The organism is Sorangium sp. So ce131 (genome assembly GCF_051519095.1).
Taxonomy (GTDB): Bacteria; Myxococcota_A; Polyangia; order Polyangiales; family Polyangiaceae; genus Sorangium.
The window spans coordinates 5,019,162-5,044,314 of sequence record NZ_CP150455.1 but is presented as its reverse complement, the minus strand read 5'-3'; the positions used below and the strand labels follow the sequence as shown (position 1 = coordinate 5,044,314).

Below are 25,153 nucleotides of genomic sequence, written 5' to 3'. Positions count from 1 at the left end.
GGTGCAATCGTCGGTGCAACGGGGCGGCGCGGTCTCCTGGACCGAGGGCGCGGTCATGGCTTCGTCGTGCGGATGGCCTTCGGCCTGGCCTGCTTCATGCGCCGCACGCTGGTCTCTCTCCGCTTGTGGTCCTCCTCGTCGCGGGCGGCCTTGTCGTCGGCGTCCTGGAGCTCGAGCCGGGAGATCGGCGTGTCCGGCTGCTCCGCCGCCGAGGCCAGCAAGGTGAGGTACTGCCGGCAGAGGCGGCTCATCGTGGCCTGCTCGTAGAGCTGGGTGCGGAACTGGAGCGAGCCGGAGAGCCCCTGGGGAGCCTCCATGAGCCAGAGGACCAGGTCGTACTTGGTCGTCTCCGCGGCGTCGCCGAACGGCTCGACGGCGAGCCCGTCGGGCGACTCGCCCCTGTCCGGGAGGTTCTCGAGGGCGAAGACCACCTGGAAGTAGGGCTGCGCGCCGGAGCTCCGGGGCGGGCTCAAGGCCTCGACCAGGCGATCGAACGGCAGATCCTGGTTGGAGAAGGCCTCGAGCACGGTCTCGCGCACGCGCCCCATGAGCTCGCGGAAGGAGGGATCCCCGCGCAGGGAGCTGCGCAGCGCCAGCGAGTTCACGAAGTTGCCCACGACGTCCTCGGTGTCCACGTGGGTGCGGCCGGTGACGACGGTGCCGAGGCACAGATCCTCCTGGCCGGTGTGGCGGAACAGGAGCGCCTTGAAGCCGGCCAGCGCGGTCATGAACACCGTGCATCGCTCGGCCTGGGCGAGGGCGAGCAGCGCACGCCTCACCGGATCGGGGAACCGGAAGGTCACCCGCGCCGCCTCGCCGGAGACGCGCTCGGGATAGGGCCTGTCCGGGGGAAAGACGAAGTTCTGGCGGTGGCCGGCCAGGGCCCTGCGCCACACGTCGAGCTGGGCGTCCAGGTACCCTCGGTCGAGCTGCCGCTGCCACGCGGCGAAGTCGGCGTACTGGATGGACGGCTCGGGCATGGCGGGTTTGTCGCCCGCGAGCTCCGCCTGGTACGAGGCCACGAGGTCGCGCAGCACGAGCCCGGTGGACCAGCCGTCCCAGACGAGGTGGTGGGAGACGATCTGCAGGAGGTGCTCGTCGGCCGCGAGGCGGATCACGAGGAGGCGGAAGAGGTGCTCGCGCGCCAGATCGAAGGCGACCTCGGCCTCCGCGTGCATCGACGCGCCGGCCTCGCGCAGGCGGACGTCCTCGGGCTCGCCGGAGAGATCGCGGAAGGACAGCGGCGCCTCGGCGGCAGGATCGATGACCTGGAAAGGCCTCCCGTCCTCCTCGACGAAGCGGGTGCGCAGCGAGGCGTGGCGCCGGACGAGGTCGCTCGCGGCGCGCTCGAGGGCGGCGAGGTGTAGGGGCCCGCGCAGGCGGAACGCGAGGGCCACGTTGTAAGCGCGCTGGTGCGACTCCCCCATCTGCGCGGCGATCCAGATGCCCTGCTGGTTGTAGGAGAGCGGGATGTTCCCGGCGCGCGGCGCGGGGCGGATCGGCGGCAGGGCGGCGCGCCCGGTCTGGGCGCGCGTCAGCCGCTCGGCCAGCGCAGAGAGGGTGGCCGCCTCGAAGACGCTCCGCAGGGGCACGTCCACGCCGAGCTGCTCGCGGATGCGGGAGACGACCCGGGTGGCCAGCAGCGAATGGCCGCCCAGCGCGAAGAAGTCGTCCTGGATGCCGAGCGTGGCGACGTCCACGCCCAGGACCTCCCCCCAGATGCGCGCGAGCGCCCTCTCCATCGGGGTGCGCGGCGGCTCGTGGGCGGCCGCGGGCAGGTCCACCTCGGGGTCGGGGAGCGCCTTGCGATCGATCTTGCCGCTGGTGGTCAGGGGCAGCGCGGCCAAGGTGACGTAGAAGCCCGGGACCATGTGCTCGGGCAGGCGGTCGCGCAGGAGCTCCTGCAAGGAAGCTCGCGACGGCGCGTCTCCGGGGCGCGCGGGCACCACGTAGGCGACCAGGCGCTCCTGCCGCATCACCACGACAGCGTCGCTGACACCCTCGTGGGCCCGGAGGGCAGACTCGATCTCGCCGAGCTCGATGCGGAAGCCGCGCAGCTTGACCTGGAAGTCGATGCGGCCGAGGTACTCGACGGCTCCGTCGGCGCGGCGCCGGGCCAGATCCCCGGTGCGGTACATCCGCGCGCCCGGCGTGCGGCTGAAGGGATCGGGGATGAACCGCTCGGCGGTCAGGCCGGGCCGCCGGAGGTAACCCCGCGCCACCTGCACGCCGCCGATGTACAGCTCCCCGGGCACCCCCACGGGCACGGGCTGCAGTCGCGGATCGAGGATGTGGAGGGTGGTATTCGCGATGGGGCGACCGATGGAGATGACCCCGGGGCCCTGCGCGTCGTGCGCCTCGACGCGCAGGCAAGAGGCCCACACCGTGGCCTCCGTGGGCCCGTAGAGGTTCCAGACGGCGGCGGCGCGCTCGCACAGCGCGGCGGCGAGATCGGAGGGCATCGCCTCGCCGCCGCAGAGGACGCGCAGCCCCTGGCCGCCGCGCCAGCCGGCGTCCACCAGCATGCGGTAGGTCGCGGGCGTGGCCTGCATCACGGTGATGTGGTGCGCGTCCAGGAGGCGCCTGAGGGCATCCGGGTCGGCGGCCTGCCGGGGGCCGGCCAGCACGACGCGCGCGCCGCACAGGAGGGGAAGGAAGAGCTCCAGCGCCGCGATATCGAAGGTGATGTTCGTGACGGCGAGGAGGACGTCCCGCGCGGCGAGCCCAGGCTCGCGCGCCATGCTCTGGAGAAAGTTCGTCAGGGCCCCGTGGGGGACCAAGACCCCCTTGGGCTTGCCGGTGGAGCCCGAGGTGTAGATGACGTAGGCCAGGTGATCGGCGGCGCTCAACGGCGCGGGGTTCTCGGCCGATTCACGCGCGATCTCGGGCCAGTCCGAGTCGAGGGGCACGACGCGCGCCGCGTGTGGGATCGGAGCGGTCGTCGCGCTCCACTTCGCGCGCGTCAGCAGCACCGGCGCCCGGGCGTCGTCGATGCTGAACGCAAGCCGCTGCGCCGGGTGCGCCGGGTCGAGCGGCAGGTAGGCGCCGCCGGCCTTCAGGATGCCCAGGACCGCCACCACCATCTCCAACGAGCGCTCGTCCAGCACCGCCACCACGGTGTCCGGACCCACGCCGATCCGGCGCAGGTGATGCGCGAGCTGGTTGGCGCGCGCGTTCAGCTCCGCGTACGTCAGCCGCTCGGACTCGAACACGAGCGCCACCTGCTCCGGCGTGCGCGCCGCTTGCGCCTCGAAGAGCTCGTGCAGGCAAGACACCGGATCTCGCCCGGCGCCGAGGTCGACCTCGGTGCTGTTCCAGGCGGCCATCTGCGCGCGCTCCGCCTCGTCCCGCAGCTCCACCTCCCCGATCCGCACGCCAGGCTCCGCCACCACTGCCGACAGCAGCGTCTCGAAGTGCCTGGCCATCCGCGCCACGCTCTCGGCGTCGAACAGATCGGTGCTGTACTCCCAGCCCGCGGCCAGACCGTCGGCGGTCTCCATCATGGACAGCGTCAGGTCGAACTTCGCCGTTCCGGTCTCGAACTCGACGCCCTGCAGCGTCAGCCCGCGGAGCGCAAGCTCGCCCTCCGGCGCGTTCTGCAGGATGAACATCACCTGGAACAGCGGATGCCGCCCCAGGTCCCGCTCCACGTTCACCGCTTCCACCACCTGCTCGAACGGGACGTCCTGGTGCGCATACGCCGCAAGCGCTCGGTCCCGGACTCGACCCACGACCTCGCGGAAGCTCGGGTTGCCCGACAGATCCGCCCGCATCACCAGCGTGTTCACGAAGTACCCGATCAGGCCCTCCAGCCCCGCGTGGCTACGGTTCGCGATCGGCGTGCCCACACACACGTCCTCCTGCCGCGCATACCGCGACAGCAGCACGTCGAACGCCGCGAGCAGCGTCATGAACACCGTCGCATTGCACTCGCGACCCAGCGCAGCCACCTGCCTCGACAGCGCACGCGACAGCCGTTGGTGGTGCACCGCGCCCCGGTAGCTCGGCTGCGCCGGCCGCGGGCGGCTCGTCGGAAGCTCCAGCGGCGATACCCCGCTCAGCTGCTCCTTCCAGAACGACACCTGGCGCGCCAACACCTCGCCTTGCAGCCAACGGCGCTGCCACACTGCAAAGTCGCCGTACTGGATAGCGAGCTCCGGCAGCGGCGACCGCTCCCCCGCGAGGAACGCCTCGTACAGCGCTCCCACCTCGCGCACCAGAACTCCCATGCTCCAGCCGTCCGTCACGATGTGATGCATCCCCACGAAGATCACATGCTCGTCCGATGACAGCCGCAGCACCGACGCCCGCAGCAACGGGCCTTCGCTCAGCGAGAACCGCTCCGACGCATGCCGCTCCACCCACGCGCGCAGCGCCGATTCCCGCTCCTCCGCGCCGAGCCCCGCCGCCGCCTCCTCCAGCGCAACGGCCACCACCCCGGGCTCCTGCACCACCTGCACCGGCACGCCGTCGCGCTCACGGAACACCGTGCGCAGCACCTCGTGCCGACGCACGATCTCCGTCAGCACTCGGCTCAACACCTCGATCGACAGCTCGCCTCGCGCGCGCACCGCCGCAGGCGTGTTGTAGTGCACGCCCTCCGGCGTCAGCGCCTGCAAGAACCACAGCCGCTCCTGCGTGAACGACAGCGGCAAGGCGTCTCCGCGAGGCGCACGCGCAAGCGGCGGCGCCTGCACGCCCTGCGCCTCGCGCTGCGCCCGCTCCACCACCGTCGACAGCGCCGCCACCGTCGTGTTCTCGAACAACGCCCGCAGCGGCAACGGGGCCGCAAGCACATCGCGGATCCGCGACACCACCCGCGTCGCCAGCAGCGAGTGACCGCCCAGCTCGAAGAAGTCGGCGTTGACGCTCACGCGCCCCGCCTCGAGCCCCAGCACCTCCGCCCAGATCCCCACCAGCGTCTCTTCCACCGCCGTGCGCGGCGGCTCGTACCCGCTCTCCTGCGCCTCCAGCTCCGGCGCAGGCAGCGCCTTGCGGTCCAGCTTCCCGCTCGTCGTCAGGGGCAGCGACTCCAGCGCCAAGAAGGCGCCCGGCACCATGTACGACGGCAGCGAGCGCTCCAGCGACCGGCGCAGCGCCTCGGCGTCGACCTCCGCCCCGGAGCGCGGCACGACGTACGCCACGAGCCGCGGATCACCCGGCCGGTCCTCGCGCAGGAGCACCGCCGCCTCGCGGACCTCCGCGCTCGCCATCAGCGCGGCCTCGATCTCCCCGAGCTCGATCCGGAACCCGCGCAGCTTCACCTGGAAGTCGATGCGACCCAGGAAGAGGATGGTGCCGTCGGGCAGGAAGCGGGCGAGATCCCCGGTGCGGTACAGGCGCGCGCCGGGCGTGCCGCTGAACGGATCGGGAATGAACCGCTCGGCGGTCAGCGCGGGCCGCTTGAGGTAGCCGCGCGCCACCTGAACTCCGCCGATGTACAGCTCACCCGCAACCCCCACCGGCACAGGCCGCAGCTGGCCGTCAAGGAGGTGGATTCGCGTGTTGGCGATCGGTCTCCCGATGGGAACGCTCCCGTGGGAGTCGCCGCGCCGGCAGCGCCATGACGTCACGTCCACCGCTGCCTCGGTCGGACCGTAGAGGTTCTGCAGCTCGGGCGCGCCCTCGCCGTCGCCCAGCTTGCGGAAGAAACGCTCCTCCAGCTCGCGCGACAACGCCTCTCCGCTGCAGATCACCCGCCGCAGCGACCGGCACTGGCGCGCATCCAGAGGCTCGAGGAACGCCTGCAGCATCGACGGCACGAAGTGCACCGTGGTGATCGCGTGCGCCTCGATCACGTCCGCGAGGTACCCCGGGTCGCGGTGCCCCTCGGGCGCCGCCACCACCAGCTGCGCCCCGCACAAGAGCGGCGCGAACAGCTCCCACACCGACACGTCGAACGTGTACGGCGTCTTCTGCAGCACCGCGTCCTGCTCGCCGAGGCCGCTGTCCTCCAGCATCCACAGCAGCCGGTTCACGATGCCACGGTGGCTGTTCTCCACCCCCTTGGGCCGACCCGTCGAGCCCGAGGTGTAGATGACGTAGGCCAGGTGATCGGGGCCGCTGACCGGCCGCAGATCGTCGCCCGATTCGGGCGCGATCTTTGACCAGTCCGCGTCCAAGCACACCACGTGCGCCGACGTCTCCGGCAGCCCGCTGCGCCACTTCTCTTGCGTCAGCACCACTGGCGACGCCGCGTCCTCGAGCAACACCCGGATGCGCTCGGACGGATACGTCGGATCGATCGGAAGGTACGCGCCCCCGGCCTTGAGCACGCCGTAGAGCGCCACCACGAGCTCCACCGAACGCTCCGCCACCACCGCCACCACCGTGTCCGGACCCACCCCGTGCCGGCGCAGGTGATGCGCCAGCTGGTTCGCCCTCCGGTTCAGCTCCGCGTACGTCAGCCGCTCGGCCTCGAACACCAGCGCCACCCGCTCCGGCGTGCGCGCCGCTTGCGCCTCGAAAAGCTCGTGCAGGCAGAACACCGGAGCTCGCCCGGCGCCGAGGTCGACCTCAGTGCTGTTCCAGGTGGCCATCTGCGCACGTTCCGCCTCGTCCCGCAGCTCCACCTCGCCGATCCGCACGCCAGGCTCCGCCACCACGGCTGCCAGCAGCGTCTCGAAGTGCCTGGCCATCCGCGCCACGCTCTCCGCATCGAACAGGTCCGTGCTGTACTCCCAGCCTGCCTCGAGGCCTCCGTCGCTCTCCACCATCGACAGCGTCAGGTCGAACTTCGCCGCTCCGGTCTCGAACTCGACGCCCTCCAGCGTCAGCCCGCGCAGCGCAAGCTCTCCCTGCGGCGCGTTCTGCAGGATGAACATCACCTGGAACAGCGGGTGCCTACCCAAGTCCCGTTCCACGTCCACCGCTTCCACCACCTGCTCGAACGGGATGTCCTGGTGCGCATACGCCGCAAGCGCTCGGTCGCGCACTCGACCCACGACCTCGCGGAAGCTCGGGTTGCCCGACAGGTCTGCCCGCATCACCAGCGTGTTCACGAAGAACCCGATCAACCCCTCCAGCCCCGCATGGCTACGGTTTGCGATCGGCGTGCCCACACACACGTCCTCCTGACGCGCATACCGCGACAGCAGCACGTCGAAGGCCGCGAGCAGCGTCATGAACACCGTCGCATTGCACTCGCGACCCAGCGCCGATACCTGCCTCGACAGCGGAAGCGGCAGCCTTTGCCGATGCACGGCGCCTCGGTAGCTCAGCTGCGTCGGCCGCGGGCGGCTCGTCGGAAGCTCCAGCGCCGAGACCCCGCTCAGCTGCTCCTTCCAGAACGACACCTGACGTGACAGCACGTCGCCTTGCAGCCAACGGCGCTGCCACACCGCGAAGTCGCCGTACTGGATAGCGAGCTCCGGCAGCGGCGACCGCTCCCCTGCGAGGAATGCCTCGTACAGCGCGCCCACCTCGCGCACCAGAACGCCCATGCTCCAGCCGTCCGTCACGATGTGATGCATCCCCACGAAGATCACATGCTCGTCCGGCGACAGCCGCAGCACCGATGCCCTCAGCAACGGGCCTTCGCTCAGCGAGAACCGCTCCGACGCGCGCCTCTCCACCCACGCGCGCAGCGCCGACTCCCGCTCCTCCGCGCCGAGCCCCGCCGCCACCTCCTCCAGCGCAACGGCCACCACCCCGGGCTCCTGCACCACCTGCACCGGTACGCCGTCGCGCTCGCGGAACACCGTGCGCAGCACCTCGTGTCGACGCACGATCTCCGTCAGCGCTCGGCTCAACACATCGAGCGATAGCTCGCCTCGGGCGCGCACCGCCGCTGGCGTGTTGTAGTGCACCCCGTCCGGCGTCAGCGCCTGCAAGAACCACAGCCGCTCCTGCGTGAACGACAGCGGCAGTGCGTCTCCGCGAGGCACGCGCGCAAGCGGCGGCGCCTGCACGCCCTGCGCCTCGCGCTGCGCCCGCTCCACCACCTTCGACAGCGCCGCAATCGTCGTGTTCTCGAACAACGCTCGCAGCGGCAGCGGGGCCGCGAACGCCTCACGGATCCGAGACACCACACGCGTCGCCAGCAGCGAGTGACCGCCCAGCTCGAAGAAGTCGGCGTTGACGCTCACGCGCCCTGCCTCGAGCCCGAGCACCTCCGCCCAGATCCCCACCAGCGTCTCTTCCACCGCCGTGCGCGGCGGCTCGTACCCGCTCTCCTGCGCCTCCAGCTCCGGCGCAGGCAGCGCCTTGCGGTCGAGTTTGCCGCTCGTGGTCAGGGGCAGCTCCGGCAGCGCGACGAACACGTCAGGCACCATGTGCTCGGGTAACGTGCTGCGCAGCAGCTCTTGCAGCGCCGCGCGCGCGGGCATCGCGCCCGGCTCCGCCGGCACCACGTACGCGACCAGCCGCTCCTGCCAGACCACCACCACCGCGTCCTTGACGCCCTGGTGCACGCGCAGCGCCGCCTCGATCTCGCCCAGCTCGATCCGGAAACCGCGCAACTTCACCTGGAAGTCGATCCGGCCCAGGTACTCGATCGCCCCGTCGGCACGATACCGGGCCAGATCCCCGGTGCGGTACAGGCGCGCGCCGCGCTCGCTCGAGAACGGGTCGGGGATGAACCGCTCGGCCGTCAGGCCGGGCCGCCGGAGGTAGCCCCGCGCCACCTGCACGCCGCCGATGTACAGCTCCCCCGGCACCCCCACGGGCACCGGACGCATCGATTCATCCAGCAGGTGAATCTGCGTGTTCGCAAGCGGCTTGCCGATCGGCACGCCGGCATCGCCGTCGCCCTCGCCGCATCGCCACCACGTCACCTCCACCGCCGCCTCGGTCGGACCGTAGAGGTTGTATACCTCCACCCCGCTTCCCAGCTTCTCGAACAGACCCCTCGGCAGGTCTCCAGAGAGCGCCTCTCCGCTGCACACCACGCATTGGAGCCCTCCGCACCGCGACACATCCGCCTCGTCCAGGAACGCCCGCAGCATCGACGGCACGAAGTGGATGTGCGTTATCCCCTCGGCCGCGATCAGCTCCGCCAGGTAGCTCGGATCCCGGTGACCACCAGGTCGCGCCAGCACAAGGCAAGCGCCGTCGATCAGCGGCCAGAAGATCTCCGCCACCGACACATCGAACGTGTACTGCGTCTTCTGCAGGACCTTGTGGCCGCTCGACAGGCCAAAGCGCTCCCTCGACCAGAGAAGGCGGTTCACGATGCCACGGTGGCTGTTCTCCACCCCCTTCGGCTTACCGGTCGAGCCCGAGGTGTAGATGACGTAGGCCAGGTGATCGGCGGTGCTCAGCGGCGCGGGGTCCTCGGTCGATTCACGCGCGATCTCGGGCCAGTCCGAGTCCAGGTGCACCACGCGCGCCGCGTGTGTAATCGGAGCGGTCGTCGCGCTCCACTTCGCGCGCGTCAGCAGCACCGGCGCCCGGGCGTCGTCGATGCTGAACGCAAGCCGCTGCGCCGGGTGCGCCGGGTCGAGCGGCAGGTAGGCGCCGCCGGCCTTCAGGATGCCCAGGAGCGCCACCACCATCTCCAACGAGCGCTCGTCCAGCACCGCCACCACAGTGTCCGGACCCACCCCGTGCCGGCGCAGGTAGTGCGCTAGCTGATTGGCACGCGCGTTCAGCTCCGCGTACGTGAGCCGCTCGGACTCGAACACCAGCGCCACCTGCTCCGGCGTGCGCGCCGCCTGCGCCGCCACGAGCTCGTGAAGACAGGACATCGCGTCTCGCCCGGCGCCGAGGTAGACCTCGGTGCTGTTCCAGGCGGCCATCTGCGCGCGTTCCGCCTCGTCACGCAGCTCCACCTCCCCGATCCGCACGCCAGGCTCCGCCACCACTGCCGACAGCAGCGTCTCGAAGTGCCTGGCCATCCGCGCCACGCTCTCGGCGTCGAACAGATCGGTGCTGTACTCCCAGCCCGCGGCCAGACCGTCGGCGGTCTCCATCATGGACAGCGTCAGGTCGAACTTCGCCGTTCCGGTCTCGAACTCGACGCCCTGCAGCGTCAGCCCGCGGAGCGCAAGCTCGCCCTCCGGCGCGTTCTGCAGGATGAACATCACCTGGAACAGCGGATGCCGCCCCAGGTCCCGCTCCACATCCACCGCCTCCACCACCTGCTCGAACGGGATGTCCTGGTGCGCATACGCCGCAAGCGCTCGGTCCCGGACTCGCCCCACGACCTCGCGGAAGCTCGGGTTGCCCGACAGGTCCGCCCGCATCACCAGCGTGTTCACGAAGAACCCGATCAGGCCCTCCAGCCCCGCGTGGCTACGGTTCGCGATCGGCGTGCCCACACATACGTCCTCCTGCCGCGCATAGCGCGACAGCAGCACGTCGAACGCCGCGAGCAACGTCATGAACACCGTCGCATTGCACTCGCGCCCCAGCGCGGCCACCTGCCTCGACAGCGAACGCGAAAGCTTTTGCCGATGCACCGCGCCTTGGTAGCTCGGCTGCGCCGGCCGCGGGCGGCTCGTCGGAAGCTCCAGCGGCGATATCCCGCTCAGCTGCTCCTTCCAGAACGACACCTGGCGCGACAGCACCTCGCCCTGCAGCCAACGGCGCTGCCATACCGCGAAGTCGCCGTACTGGATAGCGAGCTCCGGCAGCGGCGACTGCTCCCCCGCGAGGAACGCCTCGTACAGCGCTCCCACCTCGCGCACCAGAACTCCCATGCTCCAGCCGTCCGTCACGATGTGATGCATCCCCAGGAAGATCACATGCTCGTCCGATGACAGCCGCAGCACCGACGCCCGCAGCAGCGGGCCTTCGCTCAGCGAGAACCGCTCCGACGCATGCCGCTCCACCCACGCGCGCAGCGCCGATTCCCGCTCCTCCGCGCCGAGCCCCGCCGCCGCCTCCTCCAGCGCAACGGCCACCACCCCCGGCTCCTGCACCACCTGCACCGGCACGCCGCCGCGCTCGCGGAACACCGTGCGCAGCACCTCGTGCCGACGCACGATCTCCGTCAGCACTCGGCTCAACACATCGAGCGACAGCTCACCGCGCGCGCGCACCGCCGCTGGCGTGTTGTAGTGCACCCCGTCCGGCGTCAGCGCCTGCAAGAACCACAGCCGCTCCTGCGTGAACGACAGCGGCAAGGCGTCACCGCGAGGCACACACGTGAGCGGCGGTGCCTGCACGCCCTGCGCCTCGCGCTGCGCCCGCTCCACCACCGTCGACAGCGCCGCCACCGTCGTGTTTTCGAACAACGCCCGCAGCGGCAGCGGGGCCGCGAACGCCTCGCGGATCCGCGACACCACCCGCGTCGCCAGCAGCGAGTGACCGCCCAGCTCGAAGAAGTCGGCGTTGACGCTCACTCGCCCTGCCCCGAGCCCCAGCACCTCCGCCCAGATCCCCACCAGCGTCTCTTCCACCGCCGTGCGCGGCGGCTCGTACCCGCTCTCCTGCGCCTCCAGCTCCGGCGCAGGCAACGCCTTGCGGTCCAGCTTCCCGCTCGTCGTCAGGGGCAGCGACTCCAGCGCCACGAAGGCGCCCGGCACCATGTACGACGGCAGCGAGCGCTCCAGCGACCGGCGCAGCACCTCGGCGTCGACCTCCGCCCCGGAGCGCGGCACGACGTACGCCACGAGCCGCGGATCCCCCGGCCGGTCCTCGCGCAGGAGCACCGCCGCCTCGCGCACCTCCGCGCTCGCCAGGAGCGCGGCCTCGACCTCCCCGAGCTCGATCCGGAAGCCGCGCAGCTTCACCTGGAAGTCGATGCGGCCCAGGAAAAGGATGGTGCCGTCGGGCAGGAAGCGGGCGAGATCCCCGGTGCGGTACAGGCGCGCGCCGGGCGTGCCGCTGAACGGATCGGGGATGAACCGCTCGGCGGTCAGCGCGGGCCGCTTGAGATAGCCGCGCGCAACCTGCACGCCGCCGATATACAGCTCACCCGCAACCCCCACCGGCACAGGCCGCAGCTGGCCGTCAAGGAGGTGGATTCGCGTGTTGGCGATCGGTCTCCCGATGGGAACGCTCCCGTGGGAGTCGCCGCGCCGGCAGCGCCATGACGTCACGTCCACCGCTGCCTCGGTCGGCCCGTAGAGGTTCTGCAGCTCGGGCGCGCCCTCGCCGTCGCCCAGCTTGCGGAAGAAACGCTCCTCCAGCTCGCGCGACAACGCCTCTCCGCTGCAGATCACCCGCCGCAACGACCGGCACTGGCACGAGTCGACGGACTCGAGGAACGCCTGCAGCATCGATGGCACGAAGTGCACCGTCGTGATCGCGTGCGCCTCGATCACGTCCGCGAGGTACCCCGGATCGCGGTGTCCCTCGGGCGCCGCCATCACCAGCTGCGCCCCGCACAAGAGCGGCGCGAACAGCTCCCACACCGACACGTCGAACGTGTACGGCGTCTTCTGCAGCACCGCGTCCTGCTCGCCGAGGCCGCTGTCCTCCAGCATCCACAGCAGCCGGTTCACGATGCCACGGTGGCTGTTCTCCACCCCCTTGGGCCGACCCGTCGAGCCCGAGGTGTAGATGACGTAGGCCAGGTGATCGGGGCCGCTGACCGGCCTCAAATCGTCCCCCGACTCGGGTTCGACGGCGGCCCAGTCCGCGTCCAAGCACACCACGTGCGCCGACGTCTCCGGCAGCCCGCTGCGCCACTTCTCTTGCGTCAGCACCACCGGCGACGCCGCGTCCTCGAGCAACACCCGGATGCGCTCGGACGGATACGTCGGATCGATCGGAAGGTACGCGCCCCCGGCCTTGAGCACGCCGTAGAGCGCCACCACGAGCTCCACCGAACGCTCCGCCACCACCGCCACCACCGTGTCCGGCCCCACCCCGTGCCGGCGCAGGTGATGCGCCAGCTGGTTCGCCCTCCGGTTCAGCTCCGCGTACGTCAGCCGCTCGGCCTCGAACACCAGCGCCACCCGCTCCGGCGTGCGCGCCGCTTGCGCCTCGAAGAGCTCGTGAAGGCAGGACACCGGAGCTCGCCCGGCGCCGAGGTCGACCTCGGTGCTGCTCCAGGCGGCCATCTGCGCGCGCTCCGCCTCGTCCCGCAGCTCCACCTCCCCGATCCGCACGCCAGGCTCCGCCACCACCGCCGACAGCAGCGTCTCGAAGTGCCTGGCCATCCGCGCCACGCTCTCCGCATCGAACAGGTCCGTGCTGTACTCCCAGCCCGCGGCCAGACCGTCGTCGGTCTCCATCATGGACAGCGTCAGGTCGAACTTCGCTGTCCCCGTCTCGAACTCCACCCCCTGCAGCGTCAGCCCGCGCAGCGCAAGCTCGCCCTCCGGCGCGTTCTGCAAGGTGAACATCACCTGGAACAGCGGGTGCCTTCCCAGGTCCCGCTCCACATTCACCGCCTCCACCACCTGCTCGAACGGGACGTCCTGATGCGCATACGCCGCAAGCGCTCGGTCCCGGACTCGACTGACGACCTCGCGGAAGCTCGGGTTGCCCGACAGGTCCGCCCGCATCACCAGCGTGTTCACGAAGAACCCGATCAGCCCCTCCAGCCCCGCGTGGCCACGGTTCGCGATCGGCGTGCCCACGCACACGTCCTCCTGCCGCGCATACCGCGACAGCAGCACGTCGAACGCCGCGAGCAGCGTCATGAACACCGTCGCGTTGCACTCGCGACCCAGCGCAGCCACCTGCCTCGACAGCGATCGCGGGAGCCGTTGGTGGTGCACCGCGCCTCGGTAGCTCGGCTGCGCCGGCCGCGGGCGGCTCGTCGGAAGCTCCAGCGGCGATACCCCGCTCAGCTGCTCCTTCCAGAACGACACCTGACGCGACAGCACCTCGCCCTGCAACCAATGGCGCTGCCACACCGCGAAGTCGCCATACTGGACCTCCAGCTCCGGCAGCGGCGACCGCTCCCCCGCGACGAACGCCTCGTACAGCGCGCCCACCTCGCGCACCAGAACTCCCATGCTCCAGCCGTCCGTCACGATGTGATGCATCCCCACGAAGATCACATGCTCGTCCGGCGACAGCCGCAGCACCGACGCCCGCAGCAGCGGGCCTTCGCTCAGCGAGAACCGCTCCGACGCGCGCCGCTCCACCCACGCGCGCAGCGCCGACTCCCGCTCCTCCGCGCCGAGCCCCGCCGCCACCTCCTCTATCGCAACAGCCACCGCCCGGGGCTCCTGCACCACCTGCACCGGCACGCCGCCGCGCTCGCGGAACACCGTGCGCAGCACCTCGTGCCGACGCACGATCTCCGTCAGCACTCGGCTCAGCACCTCGAGTGACAGCTCGCCCCGCGCGCGCACGGCCGCTGGCGTGTTGTAGTGCACCCCGTCCGGCGTCAGCGCCTGCAAGAACCAAAGCCGCTCCTGAGCGAACGTGAGCGGCAGCTCCCCGCCGCCGGGTCGCGGGCCGATGGGCGGGGCCACGCCGGCCCCGCCCTGCTCCTTCAGCAGGCGCTCCACCTCCGGGGCCATCCGGGCGATCGTGGGAGCATCGAAGAGCGCGCGCAGGGGGACATCCAGGTGCAGCGCCTGCCGGACCCGCGCCGTGAGCTGCGTCGCGAGCAGCGAGTGCCCACCCAGCTGGAAGAAATCATCGTGGATGCCCAGGTGCGGAGCGCCCAGCAGATCACACCAGATCCCGTGAAGGATCTCCTCGATCGGCGTCCGCGGCGGCTCGTGACGCGCGGCGGGCCCGCCGGCCACCACGTCGGGCGCGGGGAGCAGCCGATAATCGACCTTCCCGTTCCGCGTGAGCGGGATGCCGTCCATCAGCACCACGGCGCTCGGCACCATGTGCTCGGGCAGGTGCTCGCGCGCGTGGTCGCGCAGCGCGCCCGGCGAGACCGGCCGCGCCTCGTCGATGTAGGCCTGGATGGGGCGCAGGGCCGTGAGGCCCTCTTCCCTCCCCCGCAGGCCCCGCCTGGAGGCATAGACATTGTACCGATCGGTGCCCGAGAGCAGCTCGTCCTGCTCGATGATCACCTGGAAGCCGTGCTGCCGGAGCAAGGCCTCGAGCTCCTCCAGCCGGCCCTCGCTCTCCTGGCCCTCGGCCGCATGCACCTCCATGACCACCTGGTCGATGATCTTCCAGTCGGCGGCGGTGAGGCCGCGCAGCACGTGCATCTCGGCGCGCTGCACGTCGACCTTCAGGAGATCGATGTGGTCCACGCCCTCCTCGCGGATGACGTCCGACAGCCGCCGCAGCAGACAGTTGTGCACCTCGCCCTGGAAACGCCCGGCGAGGAGCTCGTCGGCGTGGGACAGGAGCTGCGCGGCCTCGCTGGAGCCGGCCTCCTTCTCCTTCGCCAGGAAGCGCTTGACGACCTCCACCTCCTCATCGGGCCTGGCGTAGGCCTGAGCGCCGGACATCATCGAGTAACGCGGGTAATACGTGAACGCGACGGTCTCCTCCCGATCGGAGAGCCCGTGATGAAAGAGCTTGATGTTGCGGCCGTAGAGGCCCGCGTTCGCGGCCAGGGTCTCGTAGATCGGGGCGAGCGGCTCGAACGCGAAGACGCGCGCGCCCTCGGCATGGAGCGAGACGTACAGGCTGAACATGCCGATGTTGGCGCCGACGTCGAACACCACGGCGCCGCGCGGAATCTCGATGCCGTAGAGGCTGTAGGTCTTCTTCCGGAAGATCTCCTCGAACAGGTAATCGGTCTCGTTCTTGTTCTGCTGGACCACGGCCATGCCGCCCGGCAGCCCGTGCCGCGCGCGGCCGAGGGCCACCGGAGAGCCCTTGGGGCTCGGGACCACATAGGCCGCGAGGCGCACGTCCCCGGGCTGATCCTCACGCAGCACCACCACGGCCTCGCGCACGCCGGGGTGCCTGCGCAGCGCCGCCTCGATCTCCCCGAGCTCGACGCGGAACCCGCGGATCTTCACCTGCCGGTCGACGCGGCCGAGGAACTCGAGCAGCCCGTCCTCGCGATACCGCACCCGATCTCCCGTCCTGTACAGGCGGGCGCCGGGCTCGGGCCCGAACGGGCTCGGCAAGAGACGCTCGGCCGTGAGCCCGGGCCGCCCGAAGTAACCCCGGGAGAGGCCCTTGCCGGACAGGTAAAGCTCCCCGGGGACGCCGATGGGCACGGGCGAGAGCTGGTGATCGAGCACATGCACGTTCACGTTGGCGATGGGCGCGCCGATCGTGGGGAGCTCGCTCGCGGAGAGCGGGATCATCGTGCTGATGTCCGTGTTCTCCGTCGGGCCGTAGACGTTGTGGAAGCGATCGCCGAGGGCGCGCAGCCGCGTCCAGGTGTCGGCGTCGAGGGCCTCGCCGCCGAGCAGCACACGCGCAGGGAGGCACTCGATGTTCCGCTCGATCTCGGCGAAGAGCAGGAGCTTCATCTGAGAGGGGGTGAGATCGAGCACGTCGAGGCGGGCGGCCCGGAGAAACTCGATGAGGGCGCGTCCGTCGGGGCGGACCTCCTCGGGCACCACGTGCAGGCCGTGGCCGAAGAGCATCAGCAAGAGCTGCTTGATCGACGCGTCGAAGATCAGGGGGGCGTTGAGCCCCACCCGGAGCGGCGGCCCGGCGTCCAGGCCGAGCATCACGCGCTCGGCGTGGGCCAGGTTGACCGCCGAGGCGTGGGTCACCAGCGTGCCTTTGGGCGTGCCGGTGGAGCCCGAGGTGTAGATGACGTAAGCGAGGTTCTCCGGCAGGACACCGGAGCTCGGGTTGTGCTCCGGCCCCTCCGCCACGCGCGTCGAGACGAGCTGGAGCTCGGGGATGCCGGCCTCGCCGGTCCCGAGGGCGCCGCGCACGGCGTCCTCCAGGCCGGGCTGCACCACCGCGTGGCGGGCGCGGGCGTCGCCGAGGATCAGCGCGAGCCGCGCCCTCGGCTGATGCGGATCCACGGGGAGATACGCGGCGCCGGCTTTGAGGATGCCGAGCAGGCCGACGATCATCTCCACGGAACGCTCGTAGACGAGCGGGACGATCGCCTCGGGGCCGACCCCGCGGGCGCGGAGGGCGTGGGCCACCCGGTTGGCGCGGCGGTTCAGCGCGTCGAAGGAGAGCACGTCGCCCGCATAAGCGACGGCCGGCGCGTCCGGCGTGGCGAGCGCCTGCCGCTCGAACAGGCCGTGCAGGGTGTCTCCACCCGGGAAATGAGCGGGATTCTGGCCGAAGGAGGCGAGCTGTCCGGCCTCGGCCGGGCCGATCAGACCGAGCGCGGAGACGGGTGTCTCGGGGGCGCGCGCAGCCTGCCGCGCCACGTTGATGAACGAGTCCAGGAGGAAGCGAAGGCGCTCGCGCGAGACGACGCCCGATCCGGCGGTGAGGTGCACTTCCACCTCGTCCGCCGCCGCGCGCACGGTGAGCGACAGCTTGTTGCGCTCGCCCTCCCATTGCTTGCGGCGCACCGCGACGCGGAGGCCGGACGCGTCGCGCGGCGCGATCGCCCGCTCGAAGGCGAACGCGAAGCCGTCGCGGCCCTTGTGGCCGGGCAGCAGCTCGGCGTCGAAGTGCTCCTGGCCCGCTCCCGTCTCCTCGAGCGCGGCGGCCAGGCGGCGCACCTCCTCGCCGATGCCGGCCTCGGCGCCGAGCGAGCAACGCACGGGGATGAGCTTCGCGAACGCGCCGATCGCCCCCGCGAGCGCGTCGAGGTGGCGCAGGTCGAAGCGCGCGGCCACGACGAGGCGGTCGCGGTCCTCCTCCGGCGCGAGCCGGAAGAGCAGCGCGGCCCAGCACGCGAAGAAGAACACATCGAGAGGCGTCTCGTCCGCGAGCCCGGCGAGCTCGCCCCGCGGGATTCGCGCGCTGACGGTGAGCGGCGCGGCGGCGACTGGCCCCGTCGAGGACTCGACGTGCAGCACGACCGGCTCGCCCGAGAGCTCCTCGCGCTCCCGCCACCGCGCGGCGTCAGGCTCCTCCAAGAGCTCGTGTTGCCACTCCGAGAAGTCGGCGTACTGGAGCGGTCCGCCCTCGCCGTCCGCTCCCCCTTCCCCGCCGGCGTAGGTCGCGGCGAGCTCCTCGACCAGCACGTCCAGCGAGGCGGCGTCGCAGCAGATCGACGGGAGCTCCAGCAGCAGGAAGTGCCTCGTTTCCTCGACGCGCGTGAGGCGCGCCGAGAGCAGCGGCCCCTCGGCGAAATCAAAGCGGGTTCGCTGCGCGAAGAGCGCGTCGAGATCGGGCGCCCCGGGCTGATCGGCGATCGAGCAGGAGAAGGCGAGCCCGGCGTCCTCGCCCCGGATCACCTGGAGCGGGGTCTCCATCCCCGGCAGCGAGGGGAAGACCGTGCGCAGGACCTCGTGACGGGCCACGAGCCGGCGCAGGGCGCGCTCCAGGCGATCGCCCTCGAGCGGGCCGCAGAGCTCCAGGAGGCAGGCCGCGCGCCCCTCACCCCGGGCCGAAAGCCACAGGCGCCGCTGCTGCGGTGAGACGCGAAAGCCCTCGAGATTCTGCGTGTTCATCCAATGCTCCTCATGCTCCGCCGCCGGTCCGCGCGCGGGTCGTCGACGGATCCCGCGCCGGCATGGTCATCCTCGTCCGCGCCTCGCCCCTCAGACGCCTTTGCCCAGATCCTCGGGGCGGTTGTCCGTGAGCTCGGTCATGGCCGTCAGCACGCTGCGCTCCCCCTGGAACGGCTCGCGGCCGTGCGAGCAGAGCATGTTGTCGAGCACCAGCACGTCGCCTTTCTTCCAGTCGAACGCGACCTTCTCGTCGAGGTACACCTGCTGCAGGTGCGCCATCACCTCGGGCTCGATGGGCGCGCCGTCGCCGTAGAACGTCTGGTTCGGCAGGTCGTGATCCGCGAACCCGGCGGTGAGGCTGTCGCGGATCGGCGCCGGCAAGGTGGAGACGTGGAAGAACGTGCAGTGATTGAACCAGACCAGCTCCCCCGTCACGGGGTGCCGGTGCACCGCGGGCCGCACCTGGCGGGTGCGCAGGCGACCATTGTCCTTCCACTCGAAGTCGATCGCGTTGCGGCGGCAGTAGGCCTCGACCTCGCTCCGATCCTCGGTCTGGAAGGCCACCTGCCAGGAGAGGCCGAATCCCTCGCCGAAGTTGCGCATGTACATGTAGCGGCGCTCGCGGAAGCGCGCGACGATCTCGGGGTTCAGCCGGGCGAGGATGCGGCGCGTGTCGGCGATCGGGGTCTGGCCGCCCTGCGCGGCGGGCTGCCGGCAATAGAAGCTGATGTTGCGGCACCAGTTGACGTTGTACGACTGCTCGTTGTGCAGGAAGATGGGATACTGCGGCGGGTAATCGGTGGACGTGTACACGTTGCCCTTCACCGCGTGGCGCGGCGAGGAGCGCTCGGTGTAGTGCAAGAGCTCCCCGGAGATGGCCTCGATCGCCCGCTGGAAGGTGTCGGGGTCCGGGACGCCGAAGTCGCGGAAGAGCAGCGCGCCGTGCTCGTGCAGCCTGGCCCGCAGCGGCTCGCGGTTGTCGGCGATCCAGGCCGGCAGGCTCAGCTCGCCGGCGCGCGGCGTGATCACGAGGGGCAGCGGCCGGTCGCCGACGGTGTCGTAGGAGACCAGGTTGTCCTGCGAGAGGACCACGGTCTTTCGCTTGATCGACTTGAGCTTGCTCAGCCCTGTGGGTTTGCTGGTGTCTGTCATGATCACGTGTCCGAGGTGGGGTGGAGTTCCGTGCGGCGAGGGTCCATGCGCGGGTGAGCGACGGGCGCCCTAGTGGGTGCCGGCCTTGCGGGAAGACGCGGCGAGCCGGCTGCTCAGCGACGCCTGCTTGCGGGCCTGCTCTTCCCGGCGGCCCTGCTTGTCCTCCGCGGAGAGCAGCTCGTAGCTGTGGATGCGGGCCTCGGGATCGCTGGCGACGGCGCGGAGCAGGGCCTCGTAGCGCCGGGCCATGTCGGCGATCGTCTGCTCGCGGAAGAGCTCGTCGCTGTAGGTCCAGTCGATCGACAGGCCGCCGGCGCTCGACAGGCCGCCGGCGCTCGACACGCCGCCGGCGCTCGACACGCCGCCGGCGCTCGACAGGCCGCCGGCGCTCGACACGCCGCCGGGCTCCTCGTTCACCCAGATGGTGAGGTCGTAACGGACCTTCTCCTGCTCCTGGGGGATGGGGGTGAACTCCAGGCCAGGCAAGCGGAGGTCGCCGAGGGGGGCGTTCTGCAGGCCGAAGGCGACCTGAAAGAACGGCGTGACGCCCTTGCCGCGCGGCGGGTTGAGCTCCTTGACCAGGTGATCGAACGGCATGGCCTGGTGCTCGTACGCGTCGAGGGTGACCTTGCGCGCCTGGCGCAGGAGATCCGAGAACCTCGGCGCGCCGGAGAGATCGAACCGCAGCACCAGCATGTTAATGAAGCAGCCGATGACGTTCTCGATCTCGGCGCGATCGCGGCCGGCGATCGCCAGGCCGAGCAGCAGGTCCTTCTGGTCCTTGGTTCGCCCGAGCAGCACGAGGAACGCGGACAGGAGCGTCATGTACAGGGTGGTGCCGTAACGAGCGCACAGGGCCTTCAGCGAGGCGGTGAGCTCGGGATCGACGGAGAAGACGGCGCGGCGGCCGGTGTCGTGCCGGCGGCGCTCGCGGGGCGCGTCGAGCGGGAGCTGCAGCGCGGGCAGGTCGCCCGAGAGGCGGCGTTTCCAGTGCTCCAGGTGCTCGCGGTACACCGCGCCGCTCAGCCACGTTTGCTGCCAGGCGGCATAGTCGGCGTACTGGACGGCGAGCTGCGGCAGATCGGGCGCGCGGTTCGCGAGCAGCGCGCGGTAGACCTCCACGAGCTCGCGCACGAAGAGGGCCATGCTCCACGCGTCGCTGATGATGTGGTGCATGTCGAAGATCACGACATGCTGGCGCGGGGCGAGGCGCAGGAGCTCGACGCGGAAGAGCGGCCCCTCCCCGAGCGAAAACGGCCTTCGGGACTCGGCCTGGATGCGGCTGGCGACCTCCGCCTCGCGCTCGGCGTCGCCCATGGCCGAGAGGTCGGCCACGTCGAGGTGGAACGGCCGCGGCTCGTGGATCACCTGGACGGGCCTGTCGCCGCGCATCTCGAAGGTGGTGCGCAAGATCTCGTGGCGCCTCACGAGGTGATCGAGCGCCCTTTGCAGGGTGTCGGTCGAGAGCCGGCCGCTCACGCGGAACGCCGCGGGCGCGTTGTAGGAGGTGTCCTCGGGGTTCATCTGCTGGAGGAACCAGAGGCGCTGCTGGGCGAACGAGAGGGGCAGCTCGGCGGTGCGGGGCGCGGGCAACATGCGCGGCGCCTCGAGGCGGGGCGCGCCCTCCCGCGCCTTGCTGCGCTCCTGCTCCAGCACGCGCGCGAGGGCCCGGAGCGTGGGCGCCTCGAAGACGCTGCGCAGCGGCAGCTCCAGCTGGAGCACCTCGCGGATGCGAGAGACGAGCTGGGTGACGAGCAGGGAGTGGCCGCCGAGCGCGAAGAAGCTCTTGTCCAATCCGAGGTGCGCGGTGCCGAGCACCTCGGCCCAGAGGCCCCAGAGGATCTCCTCCATCGGTGAGAGCGGCGGCCGCTGCGCGGGCCCGCTCGCGGCCGAGAGCTCGGGAGGAGGAGGCAGGGCGGCGCGGTCCACCTTGCCGTTGCGGGTCAGGGGGAATCGCTCCAGAAGGACGAAGGCCGCGGGCACCATGTGCTCGGGCAGGCGATCGCGGGTGTGATCGCGCAGCAGCTCGGGCGAGACCGGCCGGGCGCGCTCGATGAGCTCGCGGCGCTGCTGGATGGCGGAGAGCCCGTGCTCCCGGGCCTTGAGCCCTCGTTTGGACGCATAGACATTGTAACGGTCGGTGCCCTGGAGGAGCTCGTCCTGCTCCACGACCACCTCGAACCCGTGGCCGCCGAGGCACACGCGCAGCTCGTCGAGGCGCGTCTCGCTCTCCTCCCCGGCCGCGGCGTGCACCTCCATGGCCACCTGGTCGATGATCTGGAAGTCGCGGTCGTCGAGCCCGCGCAGCACGTCCATCTCGGCGCGCTGCACGTCGATCTTCAGGAGGTCGATGCGCGTCACGCCGCGCTCGCGGATGACGTCGCCGAGGCGCCGCAGGCGGCAGTCGTGCAGCTCGGCCTCGAACCGGCCGGCGAGCAGCTCGTCGGCGTGGGCCAGGAGCTCGGCGGCCTGCGCGGAGCCCGAGCCCATCTCGCGCTCCAGATACCGACGGATGACGTGCACCTCGTCCTCGGGCCTGGCGTAGGCGTGCGCGCCCGACATCATCGAATAACGGGGGTAATAAGCGAAGGTCCGGCTCTCCTCGCGATCGGACAGGCCGAGCTGGAACACCTCGATGCCGCCGCCGTAGAGCTCCGCGTTCAGCGCGAGGCACTCGTAGATGGGCCCGAGCGGCTCGAAGGCGAAGACGCGCGCCTCCTCGCAGTGGCTCGCGACATACAGGCTGAACATCCCGATGTTGGCGCCCACGTCGAAGACGACAGCGCCCCTCGGCAGCTCGATGCCGTAGAGGCTGTAGCTCTTCTTGACGAAGATCTCCTCGTAGAGATAGTCGGTCTCGTTCTTGTTCTGCTGGACGACGGCCATGTCGTTGGGGAGCAGGTGGCGCTCGCGGCCGTCCACCCGGGACGAGCCCTTGCGGCTCGGGACGACGTAGGCGACGAGCCGCGGATCGCCGGCGCTGCCTTCGCAGACGGTCGCCGCGGCCTGCGCGACCCCCGGGTGGGCGGCGAGCACGCTCTCGATCTCGCCGAGCTCGACGCGGTAGCCGCGGATCTTGACCTGGTGATCGGCGCGCCCGAGGAACTCGATGTCTCCGCCGTCGTCGAGGCGCACGAGATCGCCGCTGCGGTAGAGGCGCGCGCCGGGCTCGCCCGAGAACGGGTCGGGCACGAACCTCGCGGCGGTGAGCGCGGGCTCCCCGAGGTAACCGCGCGCCACGCCGGCCCCGCCGAGGTAAAGCTCGCCGGTCGCGCCGACGGGCACGGGGGTCATCGCGCCGTCGAGCACGTAGGCGCGCACGTTGGCGATGGGCCGGCCGATGACAGGCCGCCTCCCGCCGCCGCTCGCCACCTTCGCGGTGGTGCTGACATCCGTGTTCTCGGTGGGCCCGTAGACGTTGAGGAACGCGGAGGGGCTGAGGGCCCCGAGGCGCTCCCAGTCGCCGGGATCGAGCGCCTCGCCGCCGATGAGGACACGCGCCGGGAGGGCCTCCGGGTGGCGCTCCAGGCCGGCGTAGAGCAGGAGCTTGAGCTGCGACGGGGTGACGTCGAGCACGTCGAGGCGGTGCTGCTGCAAGAAGGCCAGGAGGGCCTCGCCGTCGGGGCGGATCTCCTCGGGCACGAGGTGAAGGGTGTCGCCGAACGCGAGCTGCGTGAGCTGCTTGACGGAGGCGTCGAAGACGAGGGGGGCGTTGAGGCTGACGCGCAGCGGACTCCGCAGATCGTTATAAGCGCTCTCGCGCATCGCGAACGCGAGGTTGACCAGCGAGGTGTTGGTCACCACCACGCCTTTCGGTGTCCCGGTCGAGCCGGAGGTATAGATCATGTAGGCGGCGTGCTCGGGCCGGGCCGGCGCCTCGGGCTCCGCGGCCGGTTCGTCGAGGTCCCGGTCGAGGAAGACCACCCGCTCCTCGGCGTCCACGCCGAGGCGCACGAGGAGGTCGCGCCAGCGGGACACGGACAACACGGGGCCCTTGCCCAGGCCGGCGAGCATGAGCTTGCTGCGCGCCTCGGGCTGGTGCGGATCGATGGGCACGTAGGCGCCGCCGGCGGCGAACACGGCGAGCAGGCCGACGATCGCCTCGATCGATCGCTCGACCACGAGCGGCACGAGGACCTCGGGGCCGGCGCCCCTCTTCCGCAGCGCCGCGGCCGCGCGGCGCGCGGCGACGTCGAGCTCGCGGTACGTGAGCGCGCGGTCGCCGAAGACCAGCGCGGGCCGGTCGGGAGAGCGGCCCGCCTGCCGCGAAAAGAGCTCGTAGAACGAGGACGCGGCCGGAACGTCGCGCGCCGTGGGGTTCCACGCGTCGAGCACGAGGCGCCGCTCCTCGCCGCCGAGCGTCCCGAGGAGCCGGAGCGGCCGGCCGGGATGGGCGATCAGCTCGTCCACCATGGCCATGAAGCCCTGCAGCAGGCGCCTCGCCCGCGCGGCGTCGAAGCGCTCGCCGCGGCAGCGGAGGGAGAGCCGCTCGACGCGCGGCGCCTCCCCGTCGCGCGCCCGCGCCTCGACGCAGAGCTCGACGTCGAAGGGCTCGGCGAGGACCACCTTGCGCCGCCAGGCGAGCCGCAGGCCGCGCGCCTCGGCGTCCGTCGCGGCGCAGAAGGAGAAGCCGAGCGAGCGCGCCGCGCCGGCGCTGGGGACGAGAGACCAGGAGAAATAGAGCTGGTGTTCGGCGAAGTCCGCGATCAAGAGCAGCAGATCGCCGATGTTCCGCAGGAACCCCGCGCCCAGGTCGGCGCGGTAGAACACGGGCACGTACCGGGCAATCGGCCCCAGCGCCGCGTCGAGCGGCTCCACGGTGCGGCAGGAGAAGAGCTTGGACACCGTGACCACGTCGTCATCGACGTTGCGGCGCGCGAAGAGCAGCCAGGCGGCGAACCAGAACGACTCCGCATCGAGGTTGTGCTCCCTCAGGAAAGAGCCCAGCGCCGTGACCGTCACGTCCGGGAGCGCCTCCGAGACCGTCAGGATCTCGCCGGCCTCCTCGGGCAGATCGCGCGCGCTGCGCAGGCGGTGCGGGGCGCCGGGGATCTCGAGCCGCTGCCAGAAGCCCGCCTCTTCCTCCTTGCACATGCCGGCTTGCCACTCGGCGAGATCCGCATACTGCAGATCGCCCTCCCCCTCCTCCCCTGGCTCGGCGCCGCGCGCGCCGGGGGCATAAGCGCCGGTGCCGGCGTAGGCGTGGCCGAGCTCGGCCAGGAAGAGGTCGAGCGTGGCGTCGTCGGCGCACAACGAAGGCAGGGTGACGACCAGCGCGGCGCGATCGCCCGCGAGGCGCGAGAGGCGGCAGCGGAGCAGCGGGCCGCGCTGGAGGTCGAAGGGCTCGACCTCGGAGAGCCCGCGCTCGAGCTCGGCGAGCGCCTCCGCGGCATCTCGCCCGCGGAGGTCGTCGCATTCCCATTGAAACCGCGGCTCGTCGAGGATGCGCTGGAGCGGCGCGCTCATGCCGGGCAACGCGGGAAAGACCGTGCGCAGGATCTCGTGGCGGGCGACGACGGCGGCCACCGCCGCCCGCAGCCGGCCCTCGTCGCACGGCCCGGAGAGGACGGCCAGCCCCGCGGCGTGCAGGCGGTCGCCGCCGAGCGCCCACGCCCGCTCTTGCTGTGGAGAGAGACGGAAACCTTCGAGCTCATGCTGGGTCATAAACGCGTGCCCTGGTTCGAGAATTT

Annotated in this window: 3 protein-coding genes; all 3 read right to left on the bottom strand. The window is 71.1% G+C overall.

The window, feature by feature from the left end; all coding sequences use genetic code 11:
- Positions 1-53: 53 nt before the first annotated feature.
- The 3 genes from WMF43_RS18165 to WMF43_RS18155 all read right to left on the bottom strand — a co-directional run bounded on the left by WMF43_RS18165 (position 54) and on the right by WMF43_RS18155 (position 25,127).
- Positions 54-18,311, bottom strand: coding sequence for a non-ribosomal peptide synthase/polyketide synthase (locus WMF43_RS18165; protein ID WP_437681738.1), 18,258 nt, complete (start codon positions 18,309-18,311; stop codon positions 54-56).
- A gap of 90 nt (positions 18,312-18,401) precedes the next feature.
- On the bottom strand, positions 18,402-19,463 hold the full coding sequence (locus WMF43_RS18160; protein WP_437681736.1) for a TauD/TfdA family dioxygenase: 1,062 nt from the start codon (positions 19,461-19,463) through the stop codon (positions 18,402-18,404).
- A 69-nt stretch (positions 19,464-19,532) separates the two neighbouring features.
- The gene (locus WMF43_RS18155; RefSeq protein WP_437681734.1) at positions 19,533-25,127 is read right to left on the bottom strand and encodes an amino acid adenylation domain-containing protein; all 5,595 of its coding nucleotides are present in this window, start codon (positions 25,125-25,127) and stop codon (positions 19,533-19,535) included.
- Positions 25,128-25,153: the final 26 nt, after the last annotated feature.